Source organism: Bacteroides stercorirosoris, assembly GCF_900142015.1.
Taxonomy (GTDB): domain Bacteria; phylum Bacteroidota; class Bacteroidia; order Bacteroidales; family Bacteroidaceae; genus Bacteroides; species Bacteroides stercorirosoris.
In genome coordinates this window covers 13,619-39,960 of sequence record NZ_FQZN01000033.1, presented here as the reverse complement: position 1 = coordinate 39,960, position 26,342 = coordinate 13,619, and the positions used below count along the sequence as shown (strand labels likewise).

The 26,342-nt window shown below is 47.7% G+C and carries 25 protein-coding genes; 13 read left to right on the top strand and 12 right to left on the bottom strand.

Annotation, left to right across the window (positions count from 1 at the left end):
- Window positions 1–9: 9 nt before the first annotated feature.
- The 4 genes from BUC01_RS20035 to BUC01_RS20020 are packed head-to-tail and all read right to left on the bottom strand — an operon-like array spanning window position 10 to window position 2,837.
- Window positions 10–705, bottom strand: a complete 696-nt coding sequence (locus tag BUC01_RS20035) for a putative polyvalent protein kinase domain-containing protein (protein WP_025832888.1) — start codon at window positions 703–705, stop codon at window positions 10–12.
- 33 nt (window positions 706–738) lie between these two features.
- Window positions 739–1,485 carry a GNAT family N-acetyltransferase gene (locus BUC01_RS20030; RefSeq protein ID WP_025832886.1) on the bottom strand — a complete coding sequence of 249 codons (747 nt, stop codon included), beginning with the start codon at window positions 1,483–1,485 and terminating at the stop codon, window positions 739–741.
- Window position 1,486: 1 nt separating this feature from the next.
- Window positions 1,487–2,338, bottom strand: a complete 852-nt coding sequence (locus BUC01_RS20025) for an AraC family transcriptional regulator (protein ID WP_025832884.1) — start codon at window positions 2,336–2,338, stop codon at window positions 1,487–1,489.
- A 46-nt stretch (window positions 2,339–2,384) separates the two neighbouring features.
- On the bottom strand, window positions 2,385–2,837 hold the full coding sequence (locus tag BUC01_RS20020) for a GNAT family N-acetyltransferase (RefSeq protein WP_007666007.1): 453 nt from the start codon (window positions 2,835–2,837) through the stop codon (window positions 2,385–2,387).
- A gap of 149 nt (window positions 2,838–2,986) precedes the next feature.
- On the opposite strand from BUC01_RS20020, the gene BUC01_RS20015 reads away from it, so the two are divergent.
- The 9 genes from BUC01_RS20015 to BUC01_RS19975 all read left to right on the top strand — a co-directional run bounded on the left by BUC01_RS20015 (window position 2,987) and on the right by BUC01_RS19975 (window position 13,217).
- Window positions 2,987–4,738 (top strand): helix-turn-helix domain-containing protein, encoded by a 1,752-nt coding sequence (locus BUC01_RS20015; protein ID WP_073314646.1) that lies wholly within the window; start codon window positions 2,987–2,989, stop codon window positions 4,736–4,738.
- A gap of 198 nt (window positions 4,739–4,936) precedes the next feature.
- On the top strand, window positions 4,937–5,155 hold the full coding sequence (locus tag BUC01_RS20010) for a hypothetical protein (RefSeq protein ID WP_025832881.1): 219 nt from the start codon (window positions 4,937–4,939) through the stop codon (window positions 5,153–5,155).
- A 221-nt stretch (window positions 5,156–5,376) separates the two neighbouring features.
- The gene (locus tag BUC01_RS20005; RefSeq protein WP_244895775.1) at window positions 5,377–6,309 is read left to right on the top strand and encodes a DUF3575 domain-containing protein; all 933 of its coding nucleotides are present in this window, start codon (window positions 5,377–5,379) and stop codon (window positions 6,307–6,309) included.
- Window positions 6,310–6,330: 21 nt separating this feature from the next.
- Window positions 6,331–7,239 (top strand): FimB/Mfa2 family fimbrial subunit, encoded by a 909-nt coding sequence (locus BUC01_RS20000; RefSeq protein WP_073314642.1) that lies wholly within the window; start codon window positions 6,331–6,333, stop codon window positions 7,237–7,239.
- Window positions 7,240–7,279: 40 nt separating this feature from the next.
- Entirely contained in the window at window positions 7,280–8,239 is a 960-nt protein-coding gene (locus tag BUC01_RS19995; protein WP_025832879.1) for a fimbrillin family protein, read from the top strand.
- A 28-nt stretch (window positions 8,240–8,267) separates the two neighbouring features.
- Entirely contained in the window at window positions 8,268–9,155 is an 888-nt protein-coding gene (locus BUC01_RS19990; protein WP_025832877.1) for a fimbrillin family protein, read from the top strand.
- Window positions 9,156–9,338: 183 nt separating this feature from the next.
- Complete coding sequence (locus tag BUC01_RS19985; protein WP_244895774.1) at window positions 9,339–10,826, top strand: fimbrillin family protein; 1,488 nt, start codon at window positions 9,339–9,341, stop codon at window positions 10,824–10,826.
- A gap of 201 nt (window positions 10,827–11,027) precedes the next feature.
- Complete coding sequence (locus BUC01_RS19980) at window positions 11,028–12,506, top strand: metallophosphoesterase family protein (protein WP_073314638.1); 1,479 nt, start codon at window positions 11,028–11,030, stop codon at window positions 12,504–12,506.
- A 249-nt stretch (window positions 12,507–12,755) separates the two neighbouring features.
- Entirely contained in the window at window positions 12,756–13,217 is a 462-nt protein-coding gene (locus BUC01_RS19975; protein WP_007665996.1) for an HU family DNA-binding protein, read from the top strand.
- A 179-nt stretch (window positions 13,218–13,396) separates the two neighbouring features.
- Here the strand turns inward: BUC01_RS19975 and BUC01_RS19970 are convergent, their stop codons facing one another.
- Together BUC01_RS19970 and BUC01_RS19965 are read right to left on the bottom strand one after the other, a co-directional pair.
- Window positions 13,397–14,305: an Rpn family recombination-promoting nuclease/putative transposase gene (locus BUC01_RS19970; protein ID WP_073314636.1), complete on the bottom strand. Its 909-nt coding sequence runs from the start codon at window positions 14,303–14,305 to the stop codon at window positions 13,397–13,399.
- A gap of 142 nt (window positions 14,306–14,447) precedes the next feature.
- Window positions 14,448–15,140 (bottom strand): hypothetical protein, encoded by a 693-nt coding sequence (locus tag BUC01_RS19965; protein ID WP_225663002.1) that lies wholly within the window; start codon window positions 15,138–15,140, stop codon window positions 14,448–14,450.
- 204 nt (window positions 15,141–15,344) lie between these two features.
- Here BUC01_RS19965 and BUC01_RS19960 point away from each other — a divergent pair, with 204 nt between their 5' ends.
- A complete protein-coding gene (locus tag BUC01_RS19960) occupies window positions 15,345–17,105 on the top strand; it encodes an AAA family ATPase (protein WP_073314634.1) in 1,761 nt (586 codons plus the stop codon).
- A 9-nt stretch (window positions 17,106–17,114) separates the two neighbouring features.
- Window positions 17,115–17,432 (top strand): MGMT family protein, encoded by a 318-nt coding sequence (locus BUC01_RS19955; RefSeq protein ID WP_009128808.1) that lies wholly within the window; start codon window positions 17,115–17,117, stop codon window positions 17,430–17,432.
- Here BUC01_RS19955 and BUC01_RS19950 read toward each other — a convergent pair.
- Together BUC01_RS19950 and BUC01_RS19945 are read right to left on the bottom strand one after the other, a co-directional pair.
- The gene (locus tag BUC01_RS19950; protein ID WP_025832868.1) at window positions 17,422–18,597 is read right to left on the bottom strand and encodes an MFS transporter; all 1,176 of its coding nucleotides are present in this window, start codon (window positions 18,595–18,597) and stop codon (window positions 17,422–17,424) included. The genes BUC01_RS19955 and BUC01_RS19950 overlap by 11 nt on opposite strands.
- Before the next feature lie 43 nt (window positions 18,598–18,640).
- Window positions 18,641–19,084 (bottom strand): HD domain-containing protein, encoded by a 444-nt coding sequence (locus tag BUC01_RS19945; RefSeq protein ID WP_009128806.1) that lies wholly within the window; start codon window positions 19,082–19,084, stop codon window positions 18,641–18,643.
- A 102-nt stretch (window positions 19,085–19,186) separates the two neighbouring features.
- Between BUC01_RS19945 and BUC01_RS19940 the strand changes: the two genes are divergently transcribed.
- Complete coding sequence (locus BUC01_RS19940; protein WP_021967813.1) at window positions 19,187–19,489, top strand: GNAT family N-acetyltransferase; 303 nt, start codon at window positions 19,187–19,189, stop codon at window positions 19,487–19,489.
- 69 nt (window positions 19,490–19,558) lie between these two features.
- Window positions 19,559–20,395 (top strand): deoxyribonuclease IV, encoded by an 837-nt coding sequence (gene nfo, locus BUC01_RS19935; protein ID WP_025832864.1) that lies wholly within the window; start codon window positions 19,559–19,561, stop codon window positions 20,393–20,395.
- Between the two features lie 93 nt (window positions 20,396–20,488).
- Here the strand turns inward: nfo and BUC01_RS19930 are convergent, their stop codons facing one another.
- The 4 genes from BUC01_RS19930 to BUC01_RS19915 all read right to left on the bottom strand — a co-directional run bounded on the left by BUC01_RS19930 (window position 20,489) and on the right by BUC01_RS19915 (window position 26,302).
- Window positions 20,489–21,787, bottom strand: coding sequence for a rhamnogalacturonidase (locus BUC01_RS19930; RefSeq protein ID WP_021967811.1), 1,299 nt, complete (start codon window positions 21,785–21,787; stop codon window positions 20,489–20,491).
- A gap of 177 nt (window positions 21,788–21,964) precedes the next feature.
- The gene (locus BUC01_RS19925) at window positions 21,965–23,590 is read right to left on the bottom strand and encodes an RluA family pseudouridine synthase (protein WP_025832861.1); all 1,626 of its coding nucleotides are present in this window, start codon (window positions 23,588–23,590) and stop codon (window positions 21,965–21,967) included.
- Window positions 23,591–23,655: 65 nt separating this feature from the next.
- On the bottom strand, window positions 23,656–25,131 hold the full coding sequence (locus BUC01_RS19920; protein ID WP_025832859.1) for a sensor histidine kinase: 1,476 nt from the start codon (window positions 25,129–25,131) through the stop codon (window positions 23,656–23,658).
- Window positions 25,132–25,360: 229 nt separating this feature from the next.
- On the bottom strand, window positions 25,361–26,302 hold the full coding sequence (locus tag BUC01_RS19915) for a VOC family protein (RefSeq protein ID WP_025832857.1): 942 nt from the start codon (window positions 26,300–26,302) through the stop codon (window positions 25,361–25,363).
- Between the last annotated feature and the right edge of the window lie 40 nt (window positions 26,303–26,342).

Sequence of the window (26,342 nt, the reverse complement as noted above, 5' to 3'; positions counted from 1 at the left end):
GATGTATTATTATTTATATCGTGGAGATAGGTTTCTATATATATCAAATCCACCATCTTGACTTTTGTAAATGATTGTATCGATGAAATAAAGATGCCCGTCATTTCCCACTAATACATTGTTGGGCAAAGCATCGAATATATCGTATCTGCCGTTTGAAAAGTATTCACCATCTAATTCCGGCTTAAATCCCATTTTGTTAAGTTCTTCGTTAATTTCAGAGTCGGTGGCTTCGCGCACTGCTGCAATAAAAGGCTGTGATAGTACGGCACAAATCTTACCGGCCTGATTTTGGGCAAAACCTATTAGCTTATATGAACAGTCTGGAAAATAGAAGTTATGAATCTTTATTCGTTCAAAGAATTGGGATAAGTTATCATCCGAATAACGAAAGTCATTTAGTTTATAAACAATTGCATTATTCTTTTTTGATAAATAGACTTCATTCTCAGACCCTCTGTCCGAGAATATTCCTAATTGACTGATGTCGTCTATCCAGCAACCTCTGTCTCTTGCGAATCTTTCGAGATTTGTAATTTGGACTCCCTTGACAACCGTTGTTCCCGCAATCGTTTGAATTGATTCAAGCACTCCTCGCGCGACATCGGATGCTTCGTCCAGTAGGCAACGGATTTCATTTTCTTCGCTATAATCTGGCGATGATATTGATTTAGCTTTTCCATATTGCTCGTCTTTATTAATCATGATAACGCAAAGATACGATTTTTTGTTTTTTACTTATTTCAATTGCAGCAATTTCTTTAGCAATCCTTCATTCAGCAGATGTACAGTCTCGAACTTCCCGTTATAGAATACCGCCCAATTATTGAAGATGCAAGGCAGTTGCTTGGCTTTCTCCAGCGTGTCGACTTCTATCAACCGCAAAGGCACCTGATTATTCTCACAATAATTATAGATTTGCTCGATGCAGTTGGGAATGTAAGGACATTGCACGCCGTAATATATAGTCAGCTCTTTATTCTCAATAGTCTGTTTCCTTGCATCCGCCGTAAATTGCGGTTGGCTGCCGTCAAGGGAAAGAGCTAATAACTCGTATTCGTCATTAATGGCATCCACTACCTTGAAGCCATATTTCAGCATAAATTTCTTGTCGGACAAGAAAGGCTTCTTCTTTTTGGAAGACAGCACACAGATACCCGATTTCCCTTGTGCCTTGGCATCGTCAATGCACGATTGCAACAGGGCTTCTCCATACCCTTTTCCCTTGTAGCTGCCTGCCACCCACAGGCAGTAGATATACAGATAGTTATCCCCCGTCACAGGCACCCACGCCTTTTCCAGCGGGGCATACTCGATAAACACCTTGCCTTGTGCATCCAGTTTGCGGAAGACGTGCCCTTCTTTTACACGTTCGGACAACCAGTTCCGCTTATCATTTACACCTGTTTGGTGCTTCTTATCAGAAATGGCGCAACATAAATGTTCGCTCATGACATTATCCGGATTCAATGTGATAAATTCCATATTATTTCTTTTGTATTGGTATATAGATTTTGGTTATCTGTTTTGCCGGATTGTCCGACCACGTTACATATTCTTCAAAAGAGAGTGCATTGCGCAATCTTCCTTTTTCTCTGGAATAAATATAAGTATAGGCACGAAGCAAACCTGAATAGCTTCCCTTGTAAGTATAGACTGCATATTTTCCACTCTCTATCGTCAATGTTCCGATGGCACCCGATGGTTTTATTCTTTGCGCAACGGAGGCGCAGGCATAGAAACGGCATTGCTTTTTCTTTGTAATAGTCGGATCATCGAAGCTGATGCCAAACCAGCGGGTGGCTTTGGATTGTAGCTTGTTTTCCTTCAGAAATCCGCAAAGTTTTCCCCAACCGAGCTCGTAACTCTCTTTTTCTCCATACGGACCGATAATACGGATATAGGCTATGTACATTGGGGAAATGAGTAGGACTTCCGGTTCGCCCAATCCGATAAAAGCAATATCCTCTATCGGAGTTGTTTCAGGAGTGTTAAAGGTCAATGTATTGCCGAAAGCTACCGGAGAAACGCCAAAATATCGTTTGAATGCTTTTGAGAAAGATTGTGCCGTGTCATATCCCATCTTTTCGGAGAGTTCCTGCAAGGATAAATCTCGCGTTTGCAGATACATCACAGCCCTTTCCATTCTTTGGCGGGTGATGTATGCCGAAAGTGTTTCTTGCAGATGGGATTTGAAAAGCCGATGGAAGTGATATACGGACATGTGCATTTCCGCCGCCAGCATTTCTAAAGTCAATGCTTTGTGCAGATGGGTATGAATATAATCAATGACTTGATTTATTAATTCCTGATGTCCGTATGTGGTTTCTTCCTTCATTTGCTATGTTTTGATGCAAAGGTAGGGGAAACCTTTGGAAGAAGAATTATCCATTCTTGCTAATTTTTAAATAAACCATGTCCCGCAATTGTTTTCCGTCCTCATACATGGGATGGTCGTAGTTCTTGATGAAGAAATCGGGTATCCGGTGGGAGTAGGTGAAGCCGCACCGTTCATAAAACGGTATGGTATAAGTACTGTCTCCTGTGCCCACTAACATCGTCTGATAGCGGTCTTTGTAGTGCTCCAGCAGAAACTTTATCAACTGTGTTCCATATCCTTTGCGCTGATAGTGCGGATAGGTTGCAATGTTCTTTATTTCATAGGTTCCGTTTCCTTCATCGGTGATTACGCAGGCGGCTTTTAAGTCTCCGTCGTAGAGGGCAAACATTTCTCCGCGTTCCAGATAAAGGTCAATCATAGATTCCTGCTCGTCTGCGAGAAGCAGGAGTTCGAGGAATTCTTTCTTGTTCTTTAAGATAGGTACGATATTAATCATATAGTATTGACTGAATTGTTTTCAAATTCCCCAAAGATAGGTAATTGAAACGGGACGGACAATTTTTTTGTGTAAATAGGCTGTCAATCGATAAATTTCTGTAGTTTTGTAAATTCTGAATTCAAAATTGATACTAACACACAACAAATATGAAATATAGAACTTACCTGACAACACTTCTATACAGTTTCCTTTTAGGACTTATCCTGCCCGCTTCGGCACAAAATTCTCTTCAACACCAGAAAGACTCTTTACGTCATGCCCTCGAACATACGGAAGGCATTGATAAGTTGCAGACTTACAACAAACTGTACTACATCTATATGGCAGAAGCCGGCGATGACCAGAAAATGGATACGCTGATGACGCTGTTTGAGCAGGCGGAAGCCGAAGCCATCAGGCAAGGCAACACACAAATGCAGGGAATGGTGTACGGCAATAGGATTATCTCCTATATAAACAGGAGCGAGCACGACAAAGTCATAGAAAAGGCGCCCGCCTATCTCGACTTTTATATCCGGCACGACTTGTGGAAATTCTATTATCAGATACACATGCAGCTTATCACTGCCTACAACCTGAAAGGAGACTATGAACTGGCTGCCGCCGAAGCCGGGAAAATGTATACCCGTGCCCGGGAGCGCAAGGACAAGGCAGGAATGGCAACCGCGCTCTATGCCACCGGCATCATCTATAACCTGCAGAGGAGGCCGAAAGAGGAAGAAGACTGCTTCCGGGAGAGCATCAGCCTGTTGTGGGAAGTTTCCGGTTACGATAATATCCTGACGCAATCCTATGCCTTCCTGTGCGTGTCGCTTCGTGCACAGGCACGCTATGACGAGCTGCTGCAACTGGTGCCCGAATATGAAAAAGCCATCGCCCGCTTCGAGAAAGCCACCGGCAGGGTGCAGCCCGAAGCTCGGGGAAATCTTTATGTGGCACTGATGAACACCTATATAGATATTAAAGAATATGACAAGGCGGGCATATACCTCTCCAAACTTGAAGGTAGCGTCAGCAACAACATGTTGAAATTCGAACTGCTGCGGGCAAAGGCGCTGATATTGCAGTCGCGGGGAGATTACCGCACGGCACTTGCCGTTATCGACAGTGCCGTAATACAGGTTCAGGAATCGGCTTTCAACCTCAATGCCGTGCGTAAGATAAAGATGGAGATACTGGCACGGGCGGGGCGCAATGATGAAGCGTTCAGTCTGCTGGACGAAATTATTGCGGCGAACGACAGTATAAATAATGTGGAAGTCAACGCCCGCTTTGACGAACTGCGCACCCAGTATGAGGTGGAAAAGCACATTGCCGAGAAAGAGCGTAATTTCCATTATTTCCTGTTTGCCCTTGGCATTTGCCTGGTTTTGGTGTTGCTCCTGGCAGGCGTCTTCTACTATAACCGGATTATTTCTACCAAGAACCGCAAGCTGTACGAGCGAATCAAGGAACAGGACAGGTTGGCGGAAGAACTCTCCAGAATGGCACAAGCCTGCGAAAGTACTGCATCGTCGGAAGTCCTGCCGCAGACATCCGATATTGCCGCCACCGTTGAGCAGCACCGGCTGGTTGCCCGTTTGCGCGAGTATCTGCTTTCCGGTGATAACCTTTCTAATGCCGAGATGAACCGTGACGAGATTATCTCCGCGCTCGGCACCAATAAAAACCTGCTGACCGACGCCGTCAGAGCCGTGACGGGGAACTCTCCCATGGAGTATATGCGTATGCTGAAACTGGACGAGGCACGCAAGATGCTCGACCATCATCCCGAACTTACGATTGAGGCGATAGCTTTCAGTTGCGGCTTCAATATCCCGAGCACCTTCTACCGTCTGTTCCGAAAACAGTATGGCATCAGTCCGGCGGAATACAGGAAACAGGCAAATAAATTATAAACATCTACTTATCAATCCCCCAAAAATCAAAAGCACGGTCCATCCGTGCTTTTTTTGTGCCCACATGCCTCAGAAGTATCTGAGGATGGTGTGTTGCAATATAATTGGGACAAAATGCAATAAAGTCGGGACAAAATGCAATAGTGTCTCATCCGTAAATCGCTTCTTTTGCAGCATGATTTCTAAAGAACAAGAGCGATGAACGAATACATGTACCTTCTTATTGTGGCATTCATTTTTTGTATGGTGATAGCCATTTTTTGCCTCTTCCTATATTGCCGGAAGATTGAGCGGAAGTGCAACCATTGCATTGCGAAAAGCCTTCGCGAACTGGACCGTATGTTTAAAGAACTGGAACGCATGCAGGTGGAAAGGGAAACTATTGAAAAGATACTTAAAATGAGGATAAACCTATGAAACACTTACAAAGACATCTATTGGTTCTGTTCCTGGCGCTGCTGCCGGGAGTGGCAAGTTTCGCCAGAGAAGCGGCGGACAGTCTCTACATCTTTCGCTTTGTGCAAGGAAAAGATGCGTTCTATGCCCCCTGGCGTGACAACGGTGCGCAGCTCGAAGCACTCCTGACCCTGCTACGTGCACACCGGGAGGCCATTCTTTCGGGCAGCATTCCGGTGCGCGTGGATGGATATTGCACCGGACAGGCTCCGGACGAAGAGAACCGGCGCATGGCTGCCGTGCGCAGCAACCGGGTGAAGTCGGAACTTATCGGACGGGCAGGAGTGACGGAAGCCTGCTTCGTGACCGCCAACCATGCCGTGGAGTACGCAGAAGGAGTGCGGAATGTAGTGACCGTGACGCTGTGTATCCCCGCCGATATCAACGAAACGAAAGAAGATTTACCCGACGCGGCTGATACGGATTTAAGGGTTGTTCAGCAGGAACAGAAAGCTATTCAGCAGGAGCAGAAGGCTGTGCAGCAGGAGCAGAAGGCTGTGCAACAGGAGCAGAAAGCTATTCAGCAAGCCCAGAAGCCTGCCCGGCAAGCGAAGAGCGAAGCGGCAACCCCGGAACAGCCAACGCCCACCCGCCGGAAAGAACAATCCCTTTCCCTCCGCACCAACCTCTTGTATGATACCTTCCTGCTGCCCACCCTTGGCGTGGAATGGCGCATCAGCCACAGCATCGGCCTCAAGCTCGACGGCAGCTTCTCCTGGTGGGGCGGCAATCACGGCAAAGTGCAGAAAGTGTGGCTCGTCAATCCCGAAGTGCGGTGGTATCTGCTGCGCGATAAACGCTTCTACGCAGGCGTCTCCGGCAGCTACGGCGAGTACAACATATATAAGTATCTGCCCGGCAAACTGCTGAAAGGCGACACCGGCTATCAGGGCAAGCTATGGAATGCGGGCGTGACGCTGGGTTACCAATTATCCCTCTCCCGCAGTTTCTCCCTCGACTTCAACCTCGGCCTGGGCTATACCCGTTCCGCCTACGACAGCTTCGGCATGACCGACGGCGTGCGCATCCATAAGCAGCAAGACGGAACAAAGAACTTCTGGGGCCCCACACAAGCAGGCATCAGCCTCGTGTGGACTATCGGAAACAACAAGTAAAACCATCTAAAACCAACGCATATGAAAAGGAACATCAGACAATGTCTTATCGTAGCAGCCACAGCGCTATCCCTTGCCGCCTGCGACGTGAAAGACCCCATCTACAACACCCCGCACCCGGAGCAAGGGGCAATTACCCTCGTTACCGACTGGAGCGGCATCGGCGAGGGACTGACCGCACCCGCAAGCTATACGGTAGAAGCCGGTGACTACTCCGCCACCCTCACCGGCACCACCAACCTGCTCGAACCTCTTTTTGAACCGGGCAGCTACCACCTGCATATCTACAACACACCGCAGCACATCACCGTTTCCGGCATCACTGCCACCGTCGCCGGGGCTTCGGGCAATGTGGACGGTGCGGGCCCCTTCGTGCAGGAGATGCCCGGCTGGCTGTTTACGGATGCGGTGGATGCCGTGATAGAGCCCGACACGGAGCAGACATTCACCGCCGTGATGCAGCAGCAGGTGCGGCAACTGACGCTCGTCATCGAGCCTACGGGCAGCACCACGGACAGGATAGAGCATATCGAGGGCTACCTGTCGGGCGTAGCAGGTACGCTGGATTTCTCCGCCGGCATCTACGCCACACCCACGAACGTGGAATTGCAGTTCGCAAAGATAACCTCCGGCGCCAATGCCGGGAAGTACGCGGCAACCGTGCGCCTGCTTGGCATAGCGGGTGAGCAGCAGAAGCTGAACGCCATTATCCGCTTCACGGGCGGCAGCCCCGAAGCCCTGAACCTCACGAGCGATCTCACCACGGAGCTTGCCGCCTTCAACGCCGATAAGCGGAAGCCCCTTACCTTGGGCGGGAAAGTAGTGGAGACGCCTACCGGAGCCGACTTCTCCGCCACCATTACCGACTGGACACCGGGCAACGGCGAGGGCGGCGAAGGCGGCTCGGCCGGAATGGAAACGAACAATTAAATGAATTATCACTATTAATAACACTAAAAAAAGTAAGATTATGAAACTTAGAAATTTATCAATCATTGCCGCAGCAGCCCTTGCGCTTGCCGCCTGCAACAACGACAACGAAGTAATCACCGACAACTGGAACGGCGAAATCCGCCTCACCAGCGGCATCACCTCCCAGACCCGTTCCTACGGCCTCGACACACAGCTTGGCGCAGGACTGCAAGTATCTGCCTGGGTAGACGACAGCAAAGGTGCCTCCCTCTACCGGAACAACGTGCTCACCGCCGACGGCACCGGAGGCTTCACTTACGCCACCGACATGTACTACATCTCGCCCGACCCCGTGAACATCTATGCCATCCATGCCAACCCTGCCCCGGCGGGAGACAGCTTCCCCGCATCGGTGTCCCACGAAGTGAAGGCCGACCAGACCACGCAAGATGCCTACGCCGCTTCCGACCTGCTCTATTCCACCAAGCGGAACGTGGCCCCCACCGCCTCTAACGTGGACCTCACTTTCTACCATTTGCTATCTAAAGTAGAAGTAGTGCTGAAGCGCGGCAACGGCGCCCCCGACCTCATCGGTGCCACCGTGACCCTGGAGAACACCGCCCTGAAGGCCACCTTCACCCCCAAGAAAGCCGCCGACATGAGTAGCGAGACCGAACGCCAGGCGATGATAGCCCTCGCTGCCGACCCCAACCCCGCCGCTCCGATTACCATCCCCACGTTGGTGACGACAGACTTTAACGCCACCAATCTCCAGTACGCCGAAGCCATCGTGGTGCCCCAAGAACTAACCGCAGGCACCGTCTTCATCCGCGTGAAGCTGGCAGACAACACGAATTTCGTCTACAAAATCCCCGCCGGAGATGCCTTGAAGCTGCAAAGCGGCAAGCGGTACATCTATAAGATAACCGTGGACTATAAGGAACTGAGGCTGGAAACCGAAATCGAGGACTGGGAAACCATAGGCGCACCCGTAGAAGGCTCTGCATTTCAGGAGTAACCCATAAACAATAAATATAAAGAAAAAAATGAAGAAGACGAACATACCAATATATATAATGTACCTGTGGGCAGCCTTGGTTTTGGTTGCCTGCACAGGCGATGACGACGCGGCATGGCCCGAAGGCGGCGTGCCGCTGGAACTCTACGCCGCCGTAGAGGGATATTCCTCCGCCAACGCCCAGACACGGGCTACCACCGAAAACAGGTGGGAAGGGGGAGAAATGGTGAGGCTGTGGATTAAAAATAGCATCTCCGGCAGTACGGATGAGATATACACCTCCGTCGATTCCGATGGAAAGCTGATTACAAACATCGACTGGACAAGCCCGGATGAGAAAAAGTTTATTAACGGGGTATATCCGTTGTTGTTGAATCTTGAACGATTCTCTGTACAGGCCGACCAGAGAGATAAAGGATATCAGGATAGCGACTGCATGGTTGCTCCCTCCCTCCGCATCACCGTAACGTCCCCCGATAAGACCCTCGTCTTCCGCCACGTCACAGCCAAGGTGGTGGTACACCTCAAAGCGGGCAACGGCGTGACCGACTATGAACTGCGGACCGCCACTGTAACCTTTGAAAACCTCACGTGCACGGGAGGGAATATCAATCTCAACAATGGAACCGCAGGGCAAGTGCGCCCCGGCACCGACCACATCACCCCCAACGAAGTGACCCCTGCCGCCGCCGACTACGTACGCACCGTGCGCGCCCTGCTTCCTCCCCAAAATATGTCGGGACGGAAGTTCGTGAAAATAGTCATCGGAGGAAAGACCTTCTACTACACCCCCGCCGCAGGCGAAGCGAACTTCTTCAGTGGCAAGATGTACGAGTACCGCCTCACCGTGACCTCGGAAGGTATCGAAAATATCGACATGGAAGAAGGAGGAGGTACGTGGCAGCCGGTCGAGTAGAACAGTAGCAACTAAATTCATCAATAAAAAAGAAACCGTATGAAACAACATCATTCCATATTTCCCCCGGCAGCATCCCTGGCCTGCGCCCTCATCCTGATGCTGGCGGCATGCACGTCCGACGCACTGGACGAACTGCCCCCTGCCGGCACCGACCCCGATGCCCGCCCCCTCACCATCACCGTGAGCGACGGCGGCATGTACGCCACCGGGCAAACCCGCGCCCAGGAACGCGGTTACAGCACCGTCTTCACCGAAGGCGACCGCATCGGCCTCTACGTGGTGAAGGACGGAACCCTGGAGGTGAAAAACCTCTGCCTTACCCTACAGGGAGGCAAGTGGACGCTGCCTGCCGGCACTTCTCAGCTTTTATACTCACCCGATAAGAGTTATCATGCCTATTATCCCTACCGGAAGGATGGAGATTTGAACGGCAAGGTATTGCCCGGCGACGAAGACTTCTTTAAGCTTGTAGTCGAGGCTTGGTCTGTTAAAGACAACCAGAGTACCTACGCCCAATACACCGCCTCCGACCTGATGACGGCCCGTGGCATGTATAACAACCACACGCTCAGCTTCGCGATGGAACACCGCATGTCCCTGCTCATCCTTCAGGTGCCTGCTACGAAATATACCTATACCGAAAAGATAGACAGCCGAGAGATTTCTAAGAGTTATTACCGCTACACGGCGGTGATCAGTGAAAATTTATATTGGCAGGAGAACCCCTGTACGGCCCGCCTGCTGGTGAACACTACAGACCCCATACTCTTCGTTCGGGGACCGTATAAGTATTACTACAACGGAGCTAAGGAGACTTTCAATTTTGACTATTCCCAATTAAATCTTCAGCCCGGAAAATACACCGTCCACACGCTTGGCGACAGTAAGGTGACAGAAAAGTTCCGGCCGTTAAAGGCGGGTGACTACTATATGCAGGACGGCAGCATCCTGCCCGGGGATGAAGATGTCAAGCCGTTCCGTGATGAACTACGGAAGAGTTGTCTCGGCGTAGTCTTCTGGGTGGGCGAAATCGAGGGGAAACACTGGACGCAGACCGGCACCCTAGCAGGCGACCGCCTGCTGATGCGCGACCACCCGGAGTGTGTGCACGGCATGGTCGTTGCGATGCGCGATACCCCTCAGAGGGAGAAGTGGGCCACCGGACAGGGGGCGACTAAGTCTACTTATGTTTGGGCCAACGAATTCAAAGGCTTCACACTCGGAGAGCAGGCCGATTGGGAAGAAATACGGGCATCCGATATATATTTCGGTTATTGCAGTTCCCGTTTAATGGCACTTTACGGCTCTCGGCACAGCGACACCACCTTTCCTGCCCTTGATGCGATAGCCACTTATGCAGCCACGTACCCTGCGCCCGCAGGTAGCAGCGGGTGGTTCTTACCGGGCAGGCATGAGCTTGCCACGCTGTTTTTCGGTGGGCCTGACAGTTATGCTAAGGAGAGCTCCACCTACTATTACAAGAATCTTCAGATGCTCAATAAAATCAAGCCCCAGATTGATAAGGCGTCCGGTGATGAGCTTACCGGGGCGTATTGGAGCAGCAAAGAATTTAAAGAAATTGTCTGGTATGTAGATCTTAACATCCCCGACTATGGCGTAAAGCCCAAAACCGATACCTATAAAGTCCGTGCCGTGCTGGCCTTTTAGCGGCCTGCGTGCGGAAGCTGCGAGATAAAACGATTTATTAACCCCCGTCCCGCCAAAGAAAGGAGGACACACAGCTACAGGACGGTGTGATAAACCTGGTTATAAGTAGATTAATCAATAAAGTCAGTACCTGCCATCATCAGAAAGGAGGTTAATGCAGGTGCTAAAGAATAAAATATAAACCATTAAAAAAAGAATATTATGAGTTACGGATGTTACTTAGAATTGATAAACAGAGCTTTCAATAAGATTGAAATCACTGTTGAACCTACGGACAAGAAAGAATGGGGAAAGCCGGCTATGAATAAAACAACTTACAATCTTTCTGATAATGACTATTACAGACTCGATGAATATGAAATGACCCCCAAAGGTATTCATGTGTTGACGGCTCACGGACATTTTCGTGTCACTATCTCGATTGACGGGGAAAAGGAACAGTTACAACAAGACTTCGACCTTGAAGACGGACGGCATTCCGGTGCTGTTTATCGGTCTTTCATTTACCCGTCATCATCTTCCGGCATGGATTATGCCGTGCTTGTATCACGCGGGAAATATCTGCAATTGTCGAAGAATGCCAAGAAAGAGAGTGGCTTCGTCAATGATAAAGGATGTTACAAATTTGAATTCTTCCGCCTCTCCGCCCGTCGGTTTGGCGTGATGAACGATTATCATTTCGGTGATACTAATTGTGGGAGTCAAGCGTCTGTTGTAGATAAGCTGATCAATTTACAGAAACGTCCTGAATTTATCGTCATGCCGGGCGATTTGTTGGATTGCCCTACTGCGCCTGCCGGGGATGTTAATCCGCTACATTTTCCTGCCGTGCGTGATATATGGGGAAATCTGATTGACGGACTGGAAGAACAGTCTATACCCGTTGCCGACGGACTGGGCAACCACGACTTATGGACAGGGTTTGGCGGTGAGAATGTGAAAGGCGATATTCAACAAAGAAACAAAAAGCGGATAGCGGAAGGCAGCTTGTTTCTTCCATACGGCATTAGTACTGCGGATAATGCAGCTAATTATGGGAACAAAGGTTATCACTACACATGGTTTTTTCCTCTGAAAAAGAACGGAAAGAAAGTGCTGGTTGCATTTTTTATGCTAAACAATTTGCCGGGCAATGCAAACCGCACTGATCCGGGAGATACGGGACACGGTCATGATGAGGGAACCTATGCATTCGGCGCCTTGGACTATCTCAATGCAAGCATGCAGACGATGGCATGCAAGCCAGGTTATGATTACATGGTGGGCATCCCCATGTTCCATATCAACTATGGATGTGATGTGAACGGTGATACGTATGGTAATCCGGAGAGATGGTGGACATACGCCGACAAAAAGGCTTTAAAAGATGTTTTAGATAAAGCTCCAATAAAAATCGTGACGGCTTTCTTCGGCCATGAGCACGTTCGTTCTATAGAGAAGCAGACACTTTATATCGGAGATCGTAAGGACCCGGCCAACAAAACAGAATATTCCGGTTATCGCTGTGCCTGTTCTATTGATGAGCCACGTCTCAATATCATTGATTTGGAATTGGTGGAAGAAAACGGCGGCTGTAAAATTAAGATTACACCTCGATTTATAGAAATTGCCAAATTGACTTCTACGGATGATTGCTTGCCGATGATAAAAGAAGAACTGCAAAGCTGTATCGAACTATAGTGAGGAAGTCCGCGCCACTCCGGATGTTTTTCATCCGGTGGTCATTGCGTATAAGGATTTTTAAATCCTGTTTTCTTCTTCTATTTCTATCCGGTACCCCGGTTTTCCCGTGTCTCCGACAAGGCATTCTCGAGTCGGCGACATGACCGCCCCGAGTCGGCGACAAGAGCGCGTCGAGTCGGCGACACGGGAAACCGGGTTCCGGTTCATTTATTTATTCATTTATTAACACTTAAAACAATCAGAATTATGCCATTTTGGAAAAAGATGCTTAATCAGAAACAAGCGGTTTACTACCCCCGCGCGATAGTGCAGGGCAAACCCGTGGAAACGGAGACCATTGCCAAGGACCTGGCAAAAATCTCCACAGTGAGTAACTCCGACGTTCAAGCCGTGCTGGGCGACATTGCAGGCGTGATGCACACCCGCATGAGCCAGGGCAAGAGCGTCCACATCAAAGGACTGGGCTACTTCCGCTACGTGCTCGACACCACCGGCGTGAAGGACCTCAAGGACTTCGACTTCGAAAAGCAGGTGAAAGCCGTCCGCGTGGAGTTCGTCCCTGAACGCACCCGCCTCAGCAGCGGCGCCTACACCCGCGCCCTGGTGGACAGCGAACAACTGGAATGGATTGAACTTTCAGCCACCACCGAAGACCAGGACCCGTCGCATGGCGGCGATGGCGGGATTGAAGAAAATCCGCTGGGATGAGAAAAAGTCCGGAGCGGTCACCGGACTTATTTTATGAACACAGGTTTAAGAATAATGGGAATCGGGGGGTGGCATTCAGGGGGCATTTGCAAAAAAAACTACGCTGGAAAACAGAACGTCCCGCCTGCTTCTCAAAAAACGAAAATCGGGCGAGACGAAAATGAATAATATCTTGCTATTTATAATTCTTCTATGTCTTTGATGGCTAAACCCGTCACCTGCTGGATGACTTCGGAGGAGATATTCAAGGCTTTCATCGTACGGGCATTCTCTATGTTTTTCTCCTGCTTTCCTTGCTCAAGCCCTTCTGCAAGCCCTTCTTGTCTTCCTTCCTGTCTTCCTTCTTGTCTACCTTCCTCTGCCGCCGTACTCAGCACATCATTCTGAATCATTACGGCATTGATATGTTCGTCATACGCCAGTTGTTCCGCCCTGTCCATATTGTAATAAATCAGTTTGCGGCGTGCTTCTTCCAGTCCGGGAGCTTTCGTATCGGGGCGGATGATGCCGGTCTTCAGATACTCTATCCACTCCTCAAGCGGGGTGACGGCCACCTTGTTGAACTCATTCACACGAATCAGGAAATATTCGGGAAAGATTTCGGCAGGAAGTTTGCGCACGATGGCATCCTTTTCTTTGGTGGTGACCTCCAGAAAATCGCCCGTATGCACGCCCACAAAGGAGTTCTGACCGTGGTACAGGTAATCGTTCCCCTTGCCGATGTCGAAATAGAGGATGCTGATGGAGTACACTTTCTTCACTTGAGAGTAAAGTTCTCCCAGCTCAATATGCTCCGTGATGGCCTTGGCAACGCCGAAGAGGATGCGCTCCAAGTAGTATATCTCGCGCGTGTTCTGCACCTCGACGATGATGATTTCGTCCTTGCTATTGCGTGCCTTGATGTCCACACGGTTGAATTTGTCGTTTTCACGTTGCTGGTTGCCCTCGCTTTCCAGTATCTCAACGATGCGGATAGGCTCGCCCAGCAACACGGTGAGGAAGCCTTCGAGCACGCCGAAGTTGGCTTTGTTGCGTAGCAAACGCTTCACCGCCCAGTCAAATCGTATATATCTGTCTTTCTGTACCATAACTTATGTTTTTTTTCTGCTTACGTACAAAGGTAAGCATAATTTCTGTTTCCAACGCCGTAGGGAAGCGATTATTTGTTTGATTCATTTTTACGCAGTTATGAACCAAATGTGCTAATGTGATTAATGTGTCAATTTGCATTTATAGCTTTGAGTTCAGGTAAGAGCTGTATTTGTTAAGCAAAAATTCATTAGGGTTCTCTAAGCTCATAATGTAATTCATTAGATTTTGTTCCTGAAGTTGGTCGTATGCCTTCGCAAACTTTTGATCTTTTCTCAGTAAATCTTTAGAGATAAACGTCTTGAACATAAAAATACGTTCTTTCCGACTAATAATGTCTCCGATCGCATATCCGTCTTGAAAGCTTAATGCACATTTTTCCCGCCCTGTTTCTGAGATAAAAATAATGCCTATATAACTATTTTTTATATATTGGTTAATAAGCTCTTGTTTGCCAATCGCGGCTCCTTTTAAAAACCTTGAATGATAGCGGGAGAAAAAATGAGGAGGAAAAATATAAATGTTGTGCTCGCGTGCAACAATATATTCGTAAACATAAGTTCCTTCTTCGGTTTGCACCTGGGATATAGCGATACATGCGGCATCCTCGGCCAGCTTTTTGGTTATTGCATAATAGAATATGAACCAATCGTTATTTGTTGTCTTGCTGAAATAGTGAATCGGATTAAATATCATCGGCAAATGAAGGCTTTTAATAATCGCCCTGCGTATTTTAGAATCATAATTTCTTTTGAGATAAGGAACTATATTTTCAAATATATCGTTTTGCATCTCCCTTCTAAGTGCGAAGGGATTCATTGTTCTTGTTATCATTTTTTTAGTGATTGATATTGCGGCCGCAAAGGTAACCAAAACAAACTGCAATTAACCAGGTTAATATGAATTTCAACTACTGATTGGCATGAATAACTATTTTATATCGGGTTTGTTGTATATTGGGGATAAACCTGTATCTTTGTTACATTAAGTATCATAAAGCAACAGCTTAAATAAAAAAACAAAGCAGGAGGACAGATTATGGACCCAATGAAATACATAGTACCCGGCAGAAAACGTCTCCCTTACGGCATGATGAACTTCGCGGATATTCGCCTCGACAATTATTATTATGTGGATAAAACCCGCTTCATCCCCATGATAGAGGAGGCGGACCGCTTCTTCTTCTTCATCCGCCCCCGCCGCTTCGGCAAGAGCTTGACGCTGAACCTACTGCAACACTACTACGACGTGCGCACCCGCGACCAGTTTGAGGCACTCTTTGGTGACCTCTACATCGGGCAGCATCCCACACCGGACCGCAACAGCTATCTGGTGCTATACCTCAACTTCTCCGGCATCACCGGCGAGTTGAACAATTACCGCAAAGGACTGGATGCGCATTGCCAAATCTGTTTCGACTTCTTCTGTGAGGTGTATGCCGACCTTCTGCCGCAAGGCATCAAAGAAAAGTTGGACGCAATAGAAGGAGCTGTCAACCAGTTCGACTTCCTTTATCATGAGTGCGAGCGTGCCGGGCGGGATATTTATCTCTTCATCGACGAGTACGACCACTTCACCAACGCCATCCTCGCCGACCCCGAAAGCCTGCACCGCTATACCAACGAAACGCATGGCGAAGGTTACTTGCGTGCTTTCTTCAACAAAGTGAAAGCGGGAACTTACTCCAGCATCAAGCGTTGCTTCATCACCGGTGTAAGCCCCGTGACGATGGACGACCTCACCAGTGGATTCAACATCGGAACCAACTATTCCCTCACGCCGGAGTTCAACCAGATGATGGGATTCACGGAAGAGGAAGTGCGGGAGATGTTGACCTACTATTCAACCACCAGCCCCTTCAATCACACCGTTGACGAGTTGATAGAAATCATGAAGCCGTGGTATGACAACTATTGCTTCGCACAGGAGTGTTACGGTGAAACCACGATGTATAATTCAAACATGGTGCTCTACTTCGTCAAAAATTATATAATGCGTGGCAAGGCACCACAAAATATGGTGGAAGATAACATTCGCATCGACTACGAGAAACTGCGCATGCTCATTCGCAAGGACAAGGAGTTTGCCCACGATGCTTCCGTCATTCAGACGCTGGTGAGTCAGAGCTATATCACCGGTGAACTGAAGAGTGGCTTCCCCGCCTCCAGCATTACCAACCCCGACAACTTCGTGAGCTTGCTCTACTATTTCGGCATGCTCACCATCAGCGGAATGCATAGAGGAAAAACCAAACTGACCATCCCCAACCTGGTGGTTCAGGAGCAACTCTATACCTATCTGTTGAATACTTACAACGATGCAGACCTGAGTTTCAGCAGCTATGAAAAGAGTGAACTGGCAAGCCAACTCGCTTATGATGGCGACTGGCAAGCCTACTTCGGCTACATTGCCGACTGCCTGAAGACGTATGCCTCGCAACGCGACAAGCAGAAGGGCGAGTTCTTTGTTCACGGCTTCACCCTTGCCATGACCGCGCAGAACCGCTTCTACCGCCCCGTCTCCGAACAGGACACGCAAGCGGGCTATGTAGACATCTTCCTCTGCCCGATGCTGGACATCTACTCTGACATGACGCACAGCTACATCGTGGAACTGAAATATGCCAAGTACAAAGACCCCGAAACCCTTGTGGAAAAACTCCGTCAGGAAGCCATCACCCAAGCCAACCGCTACGCCGATACAGATACGGTGAAGCGTGCCATCGGCAACACCCAGTTGCACAAGATTGTGGTAGTATATAAAGGTATGGAAATGCGGGTGTGCGAAGAAGTTATTTAATCAGCCGTTATGGATCAGGTATCATTCCGAAATGAAGTGTATAGCGTAGTCGCCTCCATCCCTTCGGGGCGCGTACTGACGTACGGGCAAATCGCCTATCTTGTAGGCCGTCCCCAGTGCTCGCGCATGGTGGGACAGGCTATGCACAATGCTTCCGAAGAGCGGAACCTTCCTTGCCACCGGGTGGTAAACAGCCAGGGACGACTGGCACCTTTCTGGCCGGAACAGCGCGAACTATTGGAAAAGGAAGGTGTCGCTTTCAGAAAAAACGGATGTGTCGACCTCAAGGCATGTGGCTGGGAAATCTTGAAAGAATCTATTTCTTAGCAAAGATATTGATAACCAACGAGCAACTCGTCAGCAAAATACCTGTCCCTATCACTCCCATCCAGCCGAAATATTGCCACGAAGTTCCGGCAAGGAAAGTCCCCGTGGAACCTCCGATGAAGTAAGTAGTCATAAAAATCGTATTGATGCGGTTGGAGGCTTGCGGACAAAGGGCGAATGCACTTGTCTGGTTGCTAAGCTGAATGCATTGCATCCCTATATCTATCAATAATATACCGGCTATGATGCCTACATAGCTGTATTGCCCCACATACAGGGTGATCCATGCACTGATAATCAGCGTACAACCTATGTAAGTAAGCCGTTTCACTCCGAGAATATGTATATATCTGCCGATGGACGATGCCGTCAGTGCTCCGGCTATGCCGCAAAGGCCTAACATACCTATGATATTGTTTCCCGCAAAGAAAGGTGCCTGCTCCATTTTGAAGGCCAGACAACTCCACATGGCAAGGAAGGAACCGAATGAAAAACCTGCACGTAGCGAAACGATGCGTAGTTGGGGGTATTTCCTGACTAAGGAGAACAGGGATTTCATTAAGCCGAAGTATGTCCCCTGGAAGTTGGAAGGGAGGTCCGGAAGTATCCTGATGATGACGATGAGGCAGACAATCATCAGTCCGGCGGCAACGAAGTAGATGAAACGCCAACCCATGTATTCGCCTACGATACCGCTCACTACGCGCGAAGCCAGAATACCGGTCAGCAATCCCGAAAGGATGATGCCCACATTCTTCCCTTTGGTTTCGGGAGTGGAGTATTGCGCCGCAAGAGGCATGAACACTTGCGGAATGACGGAACATGCACCTGTCAGCAGGGAGGCAAAAAGTATCAGGTGGATGTTGGGAGCCAGGGCAATGGTGAGCAGGGAGACCACCAGCACGGAGATATTCACAAGGATGATGTTCCTCCGGCGGTATAAGTCGCCCAATGGAATGATGAAAAGCAATCCGAGCGCATAGCCTATCTGCGAGAACATGGCTATCAGATTGGCGGTGAACTCGCTGATGTTCAGATCACGGCTGATACGGTTCAGTAAGGGTTGATTGTAGTATATATTAGCCACCGTTACTCCTGAAATGATGGCGAGTGTCCAAAGTAAGGACGACGGTATTCCCTGATTTTCCTTTAGTTCCTGTTTCATGCCGCAAAGGTAACTATTTCATGAAAAACGAACGCATATATTATCAATGATTCATATAGAAAGGCATCAGGCGGTGATAGGCTTTCAGGTATTTCTTCAATCTGCTGATTTCTTTTTCCCCTATGCAGGGCATACGACGGACGTCCATATTATCCGTCAGGTCGTGAATCTTAACGGCAATAGCGAGGGGATTGGTGGCGCATCTTCCGATGTATTCCTCGTAGTCTTCTTCATCGGATAGCTTGGTGACGCACCGCACGGCTTCGATGATTTCATCCGGGAAACCTTCTTTCTTCAGGTCTTCGCACGTCCATTCCGTGTCTTCCACCACATCGTGGAGGATGCCGACAATCTTTTCTTTCAGGTCACGTCCCATATTCATGACGCGGATGGGGTGGTGCAGGTACTCCTGTCCGTATTTATCTTTTTGTCCTTTATGAGCCTCGGTGGCGAGGGCGATGGCGTGAGAGAGAAGATGATTGTCCATAAGATTTTTTTTAGAAGTGTTCGATACAAAGTTACTGAAATCTGTTATTTAATATAGAGAGTCTTGTTATTTAATTTATTCACCCAATAAAAGAAACAGATTATGAATATAGAACATTATCCCGAGAAAAAAGTTTTTCAGACAACGGTGGATGGGGAAACTGCCCGTCTGATGTATCATGTCACTGATGGTGCGCTGGATGTGCGCCATACGATTGTTCCCGATGAAATCAGCGGGAGAGGCATTGCTTCTGCTTTGGTAAAGGCGGCCTATGACTATGCTTTGGCTAATGGATTGGTGCCGGTGGCAACCTGCTCTTATGCCGTGGTTTGGCTGGAAAGGCATCCCGAATATAATGGAAAAACAGGAAAGGATTATGCCGGAGAAGGGACGTGTGCACTCTAAATTGATTTTGCCATCTTCGGATTTTTCTCTATCTTGCTTCCGTTTTTAATCATCATATAAAGAACAGATATGAAAAAATATATTGGAGCGCACGTGAGTGCAAGTGGTGGAGTAGAAATAGCTCCCGTTAATGCCCATGAGATAGGTGCGAATGCATTCGCCTTGTTCACAAAGAATCAACGGCAATGGGTGGCCAAACCGTTGACGGAGGAAAGCATCCGCGAGTTCAAGGGCAATTGTGAGAAATTCTCTTTTGATGCCCGCTATATCCTGCCTCATGATAGCTATCTGATTAATCTGGGGCATCCGGAAGAAGAAGGATTGGAGAAAAGCCGTGCCGCATTTCTGGATGAGATGCAACGTTGTGAGCAATTAGGTTTGCAACTCCTGAACTTCCATCCGGGAAGCCATCTTAATAAGATTTCGGTGGAGGAATGTCTGGATAAGGTTGCCGAGTCCATCAACATTACATTGAATAAAACGAAAGGGGTAACGGCCGTTATTGAAAATACGGCAGGGCAGGGTAGCAATGTAGGCAATGAGTTTTGGCAATTGAAGCATATCATCGACCGGGTAGAAGATAAATCACGTGTAGGGGTATGCCTGGATACTTGCCACACCTATTCGGCAGGTTATGATATTGTAGGGGAATATGATAAAGTGTTCCGTGAGTTCGACGAGGTAGTTGGCTTCAATTATTTGCGGGGCATTCATTTGAATGATACGAAGAAAGCGTTGGGTAGCCATGTAGACCGCCATGATAGCATCGGGAAAGGCTTGTTGGGAATTGATTTCTTCAAGCGTTTTATGAAAGACGAACGTTTCGACAACATGCCTGTCATTCTGGAAACACCGGATGAAACGCTCTGGGCGGAAGAAATAAAGTTGTTGCGTAGCTTTGAATAGTTATTTGTATGCTATATAAAAACAATAATTCCTGCAAAATTCGATTCTCTCGGAAACTTTGCAGGAATTATTGTCTATAGCTATTTCTTAATTTTATTGATTCACCTTCACATTATCCCATTCAAACGATGAGATCACTGACTTATCGCAATCTCCATTCTTCGCCTTGATATTCAGATTCTCGAACTTGAAATTCGACAATTTGTATTGTTCGGATGCACTTACGTTGAAGAATACATCACAATCGAAGTCAATATTACGCATCGTCACGTGGTCTGAGTAGGACATCGGAACATCCTTCCGGTCTTTGAGGTCAAAGAATTGTGTCCACGGCTTGACGTAGAGGAAGCTCTTGGCATTTCCTTTGATGTCTTCAACAAGGATATACTCGTAATTCTGAGGAGTGTCGGCACGCATTTTCAACCATAGCAAGCGGCTTGCCTGATTGATTGTGCAACGACGGAGGATAATATTGCGGTTATGAATAGATTCGCTACCACAAGTCAATGCACTATGGCAGAAACCATACGTACAATCTTCTATAATAATGTTAGTGTTACTTCCGTTGTTGGAATCCTTATCAGCCCACGGGCCTTTTCCACCTTTCAGAGCAATGGCATCATCGTTAACCGAGAGATAGCAATTCTTAACCAATACATTGCTACATACATCAATATCAATAGCGTCCGTGCTGGGAGCCTTGACCGGAGCTGCCGGAGAGAAGATGTATAAATTCAGCAATTTCACATTATTACATTTATAAATATGCGTTGTCCAGAACGGAGAATTGATGAGACGTACTCCTGAAATCTGTACATCATTGCTATTGGAAATGTGTACTAGGCGCGGACGCAACTCATCCATATTGGTACATTTAGGAATGACGGAACGGCGCAACCAGAAAGATTTCCAATAGCGCAGACCGTTACCGTTGATTGTGCCTTTGCCGGAGATGGTGAAACCATTGACTCCGTCAGCATTCACCAGTGCGGCGAAATACTTCAGTGATTGCCCTTCTATGCGGGTATTGATTATAGGGAAGTTGCTGATATCATCGCTACCTTTCAGTACGGCTCCTTCTTCCAGATAAAGATGGGTTTTCGGTTTGAAGAAAAGCGCACCGCTCAGGTAAGTACCTTTCGGAATGATGACCACGCCACCTCCTTTGGATGAAGCCTGATCGATGACGGCCTGAATCTTTTCTGTTTGAATCAGGGTGCTATCATTTACAACGCTATAATCTGTAATCTTGTACTTGTCACCCAGTGTTTCAATATTTACGATTTCGTTTTGTCTGAACCAGTCGGGAATAGGAGTTCCGTCAGGAAAATTCTCTTGTGCGAAAGAGGACAGGCAGAAAAGTAAACTACATGCTAAAGTTACGAATTTCATGGTTTTAATCATTAGTTGGTTAATAGTGCTTGATCGGATAGATTTATCCGTTTGCAAAAATAGGGATTAAAATCCGGATATGATGGGAATGAAAAGGCTCAATTCCTAAGCTATTTGTCAGTTTATATAGGCTTTTTGACTCTCTCTTGTGAAGGAGAAAAAGAGAAGAAGCAATCATCAGAAGTCAGCCTTTTCCGTGATACGGATGATCCGTCCGTCGGCGGGATGGGTAAATTCGATGGACTCGGCATGCAGATAGAGGCGTTTATCCTTTCTCCCGTAAAGCTCGTCACCTATGATAGGACAATGCAGACCTGACGGATGTGCGGCATGTACACGGAGCTGATGAGTGCGCCCTGTATGCGGATGAAAAGCTATGCGTGTGCATTTGTCCCTCCGCTCAAGAACCTGATAATGAGTGATGGCGGGTTTGCCATACTCCATGTCTACCACCTGCCGGGGACGATCCAGCGGATCCGGGCAAATGGGAAGCTCGATGGTTCCCTCGTCTTGGGGAATGATGCCGTCGAGCAGGGCTATATACATCTTTCGGATGGTGTGATTCTTGAACTGGGCTTGCAGGTGTTGATGCACCTTTTTATTCTTGGCAACGATTAAAAGTCCCGATGTAGCCATGTCCAGCCGGTGCACAATCATCGGCCCGTCGGCTTCCGGATAGAGTTGCCTTGCCAGACTATATACGGACTCCTTTTCACCCTTACCGGGCACGGAGAGCATTCCGGAAGGCTTGTTGACTACCAATAACCATTTGTCCTCATAGACTATTTTTAATTTCCCGTAGCCCTGTTCCGGAAGTTGTAGCATAGGATTTTCTTCTACTTCCAACCCTTGAAGCATGTGTTGCAAGATAGGCTCGCACTTACCTTTACAAGCGGGATAATAATAACCATGATGGCGGATTTCGGCTTTGGGAGAGTTGCCCCACCAGAACTCTGCCATAGCAATGGGTTTCCAGCCATGCAGATAGGCTTGTTGCAACAATTTGGGGGCGGCACATTCTCCGGCACCGGCGGGAGGAGTTTTGTGCACGGTTTGGCTGAATATATCACACAAGGTTTTCACCTCCTTCCGGTAGTTCAACATTCTGAATTGCCCGAATAATTGTTGTTGCAGGGCGGCGGAACGGCTTTTGCGTTCCACCTTCAACTCTTGAATTTGTTCTTCCCGGTTATTGATTTCCACTTGCAAAGCGGCTATCTTTTCTTTCCAGGAACGTTCCAGCCGTTTGTATTCCGCTTTTTGAAATTGGCTTTCGCGTATCAGACCAGCTTCTTCTTCGGTAGTGAGTCCGGCTTCCTTTCTACGCAATTCTCTTTTCTCTTTCGCTTCTTTTAATTGTTGTTTGGCTATGTCCAGTGCTTCCCGGGCTTGTTGGTGGGTCCGGGTGAGCTCGGACAACAAAGAAGTGTATTCCTTGTCCTCTTCCAATTGCTTGATGCGCCGGTTGATGGCGGAGATATTTTCCTCTTCGACTTTAAAGAAACCTTGCGGTTGCAACAAGTCATATACGGGCGGAACGAAGTAGGAGTGTTGGTTCTTCCCCGCCAATATGCCCGAAAACGCGGCCAGGTAACCAATCTCCCCATTTCCGGTCTGCACCACCAGCACTCCGAACATTTTCCCCCGACTTAGTTCTTCTTTCCATTCATGTTGCCGGTTGAGATAGTGTTGCACCTCTTCCGCCGCCATCACGCATAATGGATGGGGAGTGTAGCAGAAAGGATAAGTAAACCTTTCCGGAAGTGGAATATTTGCTATGGAAGTCTTGAAACGGTGCAACATAATGGCGCAAAGATACTCATTTCTTATAATAAGCGTATCATGGTGCCGTGCTTTCTGATTATATATTATCCCACGGAGAAAAGTTCTTCACTCTCATTATGATAGGGTAGGGTGAAGGTGAATCGGCTTCCCTTTCCGGCCTCGGAGCTAACGGAGATTTTTCCACCCAGTTTTTCAGCTATGACCATGCTTATGGAAAGCCCCAGGCCGGTGCCCTGAACAAATTCGTCTTGCTTGTAGAAACGTTCGAATATCATCCGCTGTTCTTCTTTCGGAATGCCTTTTCCGGTATCTTCCACATAGATGGAAATTTCATAGTTCGAGAAGTCTATCTCATATCCCAGTTTTATGAATCCCGACTTGGTGAATTTGGCAGCATTGTTCAGGAAATTGGTAATGATCTGACTAAGCCGGTTCACGTCCGTATGGATGAAGAAGGTGGCATCGGGCACTTCTTTTATGAACTCAATCTCCTTGGGTATCAATAAGGAATGAGTCATGTACATATTGTCAATCCAGCTATTCAGGTTGCAAGTTGAAAAGGAGAAAGCCATTTTGCCGGATTCGATACGGGATAATTCCAATATGTCGTTTATGAGTTTTAGAAGAAGTTCGCAATTGCTATTGATGGTATTTATAAAGTCCGCTTTCTCGTCATCGGACAAGTCATCTTCACTGACCAACAGGTTGGAGAAGCCTACGATTGCATTGAGCGGTGTGCGTATCTCATGGCTCATATTGGCGAGGAATGATTGCTTAAGCTCTGCCTCTATCGCCAGGTCTTTGGCTTTCATCAACTCTTCTTCTTTATCTTTGAAGTGTTGCACATTGGTCACCAACCCTATGATGGAGGCGGTTTCTGCCATGGCTTTCGTGGGGTTGACATAGCGAAGTTCGTACCAGATGTACCCTTTGCCATTGAAGTTGCACCGGCATTGAGTATGTGCTTTTGAATCTTCCTGGCTCTTTACCCGGAAGAAGGTGGTCAGCACATCCGTTCGGTCTTCCGGGTGTATGGCCTCGGTCATCTCTTGTAGAGTGAACGTGCGGAAAGGCATGTCCAGATGCTCAAAGAATTCTTTATCGCATGAGAAGGTGTTGGTGGATTCCACATATTTCCAGGCATAGATATCGCTCTTTTCAAGTGATAATGATAGCAATTCCTTTTCCCTGATTAATTCCCTTTGGGTGGCACGTTTCCGTTTTGACTCCCTGAAATAGAGGAACAACGGATATAGGATGAAAAAACAAATGGCAAAGGCGCCCAGGGTAAAAATACCGATAAGTAGAGTTTTGTGATGCTCGATGCGGAAAGGTATTTTGATTATGGTGTAGTCCTCCTGCGAAGTCTCTTCTGCATTGATTTCTGTATTCAGAATCTTATTAAGGTTCTTGTAAACGGGTAACAACTGTTCGTAAGAGTGTGTGAGGATGTGGTGGTATTGGGTATATTGCACTTTTTGCGCATGCATCTTTGTAAATAGAGCAAGGAGAATTAAAATGACAGATACCCTTTTGAGTATCCGATATCGTTTTTTCATAGAGTCATTTTTTTGAACTATATTATTTGTCATAAAAGCACGCGCCTATATCCGTTACCAGTGGAGATTCTAAAGAAAATCTCATTCGCAAAGTTACACGATTATTTTGAATTCCCACACAAATGGATAAAAATGTGAGAATTAACTTCGTTTGTATCGTAACGCTGAATTTATGATGTCTTAAAAAAAGACTATATGAATGTAAATCTTATTTTTCCCTTTTATAGACTCATTTTTGATGTTTCGGATTTGTCAGGTAATAGCATTGATGGTCATATACATGTCCGTCATAAGTCACTTCGGCCTGATGAAGCGTACCCTCATGCACAAAGCCCTGGCGTTTCAATACTTGTTGAGAGCGCTCGTTATGGGGGTAACAGTTAGCGGTGATAAGACTTAGTTTTAGCGTGCCGAAACCGTAGTTTAGTACCGCTTTTACCGCCTCCGTCATATAGCCTTTTCCCCATTGAGCCTCGTCGAGCCAATATCCCAGCATACGTACTTGCGGGTTTTCGCGTCTGGGGTCGGCGATGATGCCGATGGAGCCAATCAATTGCCCGTTGTCTTTCAGGGTAATGGCCCATACCCCTTTCTGGGATAAGAATACGGAACGAAGTACTTCCCGTGATTCCTCCAGGCTTGCGTGAGGTTGCCAACCCGCATTGTTTCCTATGTTGGGGTTTCGGCAACAGGCAAAGAGGGCCTCTGCATCGCTCTCCACGAAGGGGCGTAGTAGCAACCGTTCCGTTTCAATTGGGGCGTCGGGTTCTTCCGAAGTTTCTTCTTTCCGATAGACACATTCTACGCGGTTTCCGTCAGGATCAAGTATGACGCTTTCGAAATAACCATCGCCTGAAGTGCGCGGTTCTCCGGCTATGGTATAACCGTCTGCCCGGAGTTGTTCAGTAGTCTTGAGTACATCTTCTTTGCTTTGAAAGGCAAGGGCGAAGTGGGTGAGCCCTAACCTGTTTTCTTCTATCAGAGTGTTTTGCACGTCCGTGCGGCTCATTAATTCTAATGACGGACCTTCATCAAAGTAGATGAAGTATGATTCGAAACCTTTCTTAAGGTTGATATATTTTTCGTTGCTCTTTCCGCTAAAATACCGGATATAGAAGTTCCTTAATTCCTCCAGGCGGAAGGTCCAGATAGCGATGTGATGTACTCTCATGATTCCTTTTTCATGCAAATATAGTGATAATTCCCTGTAA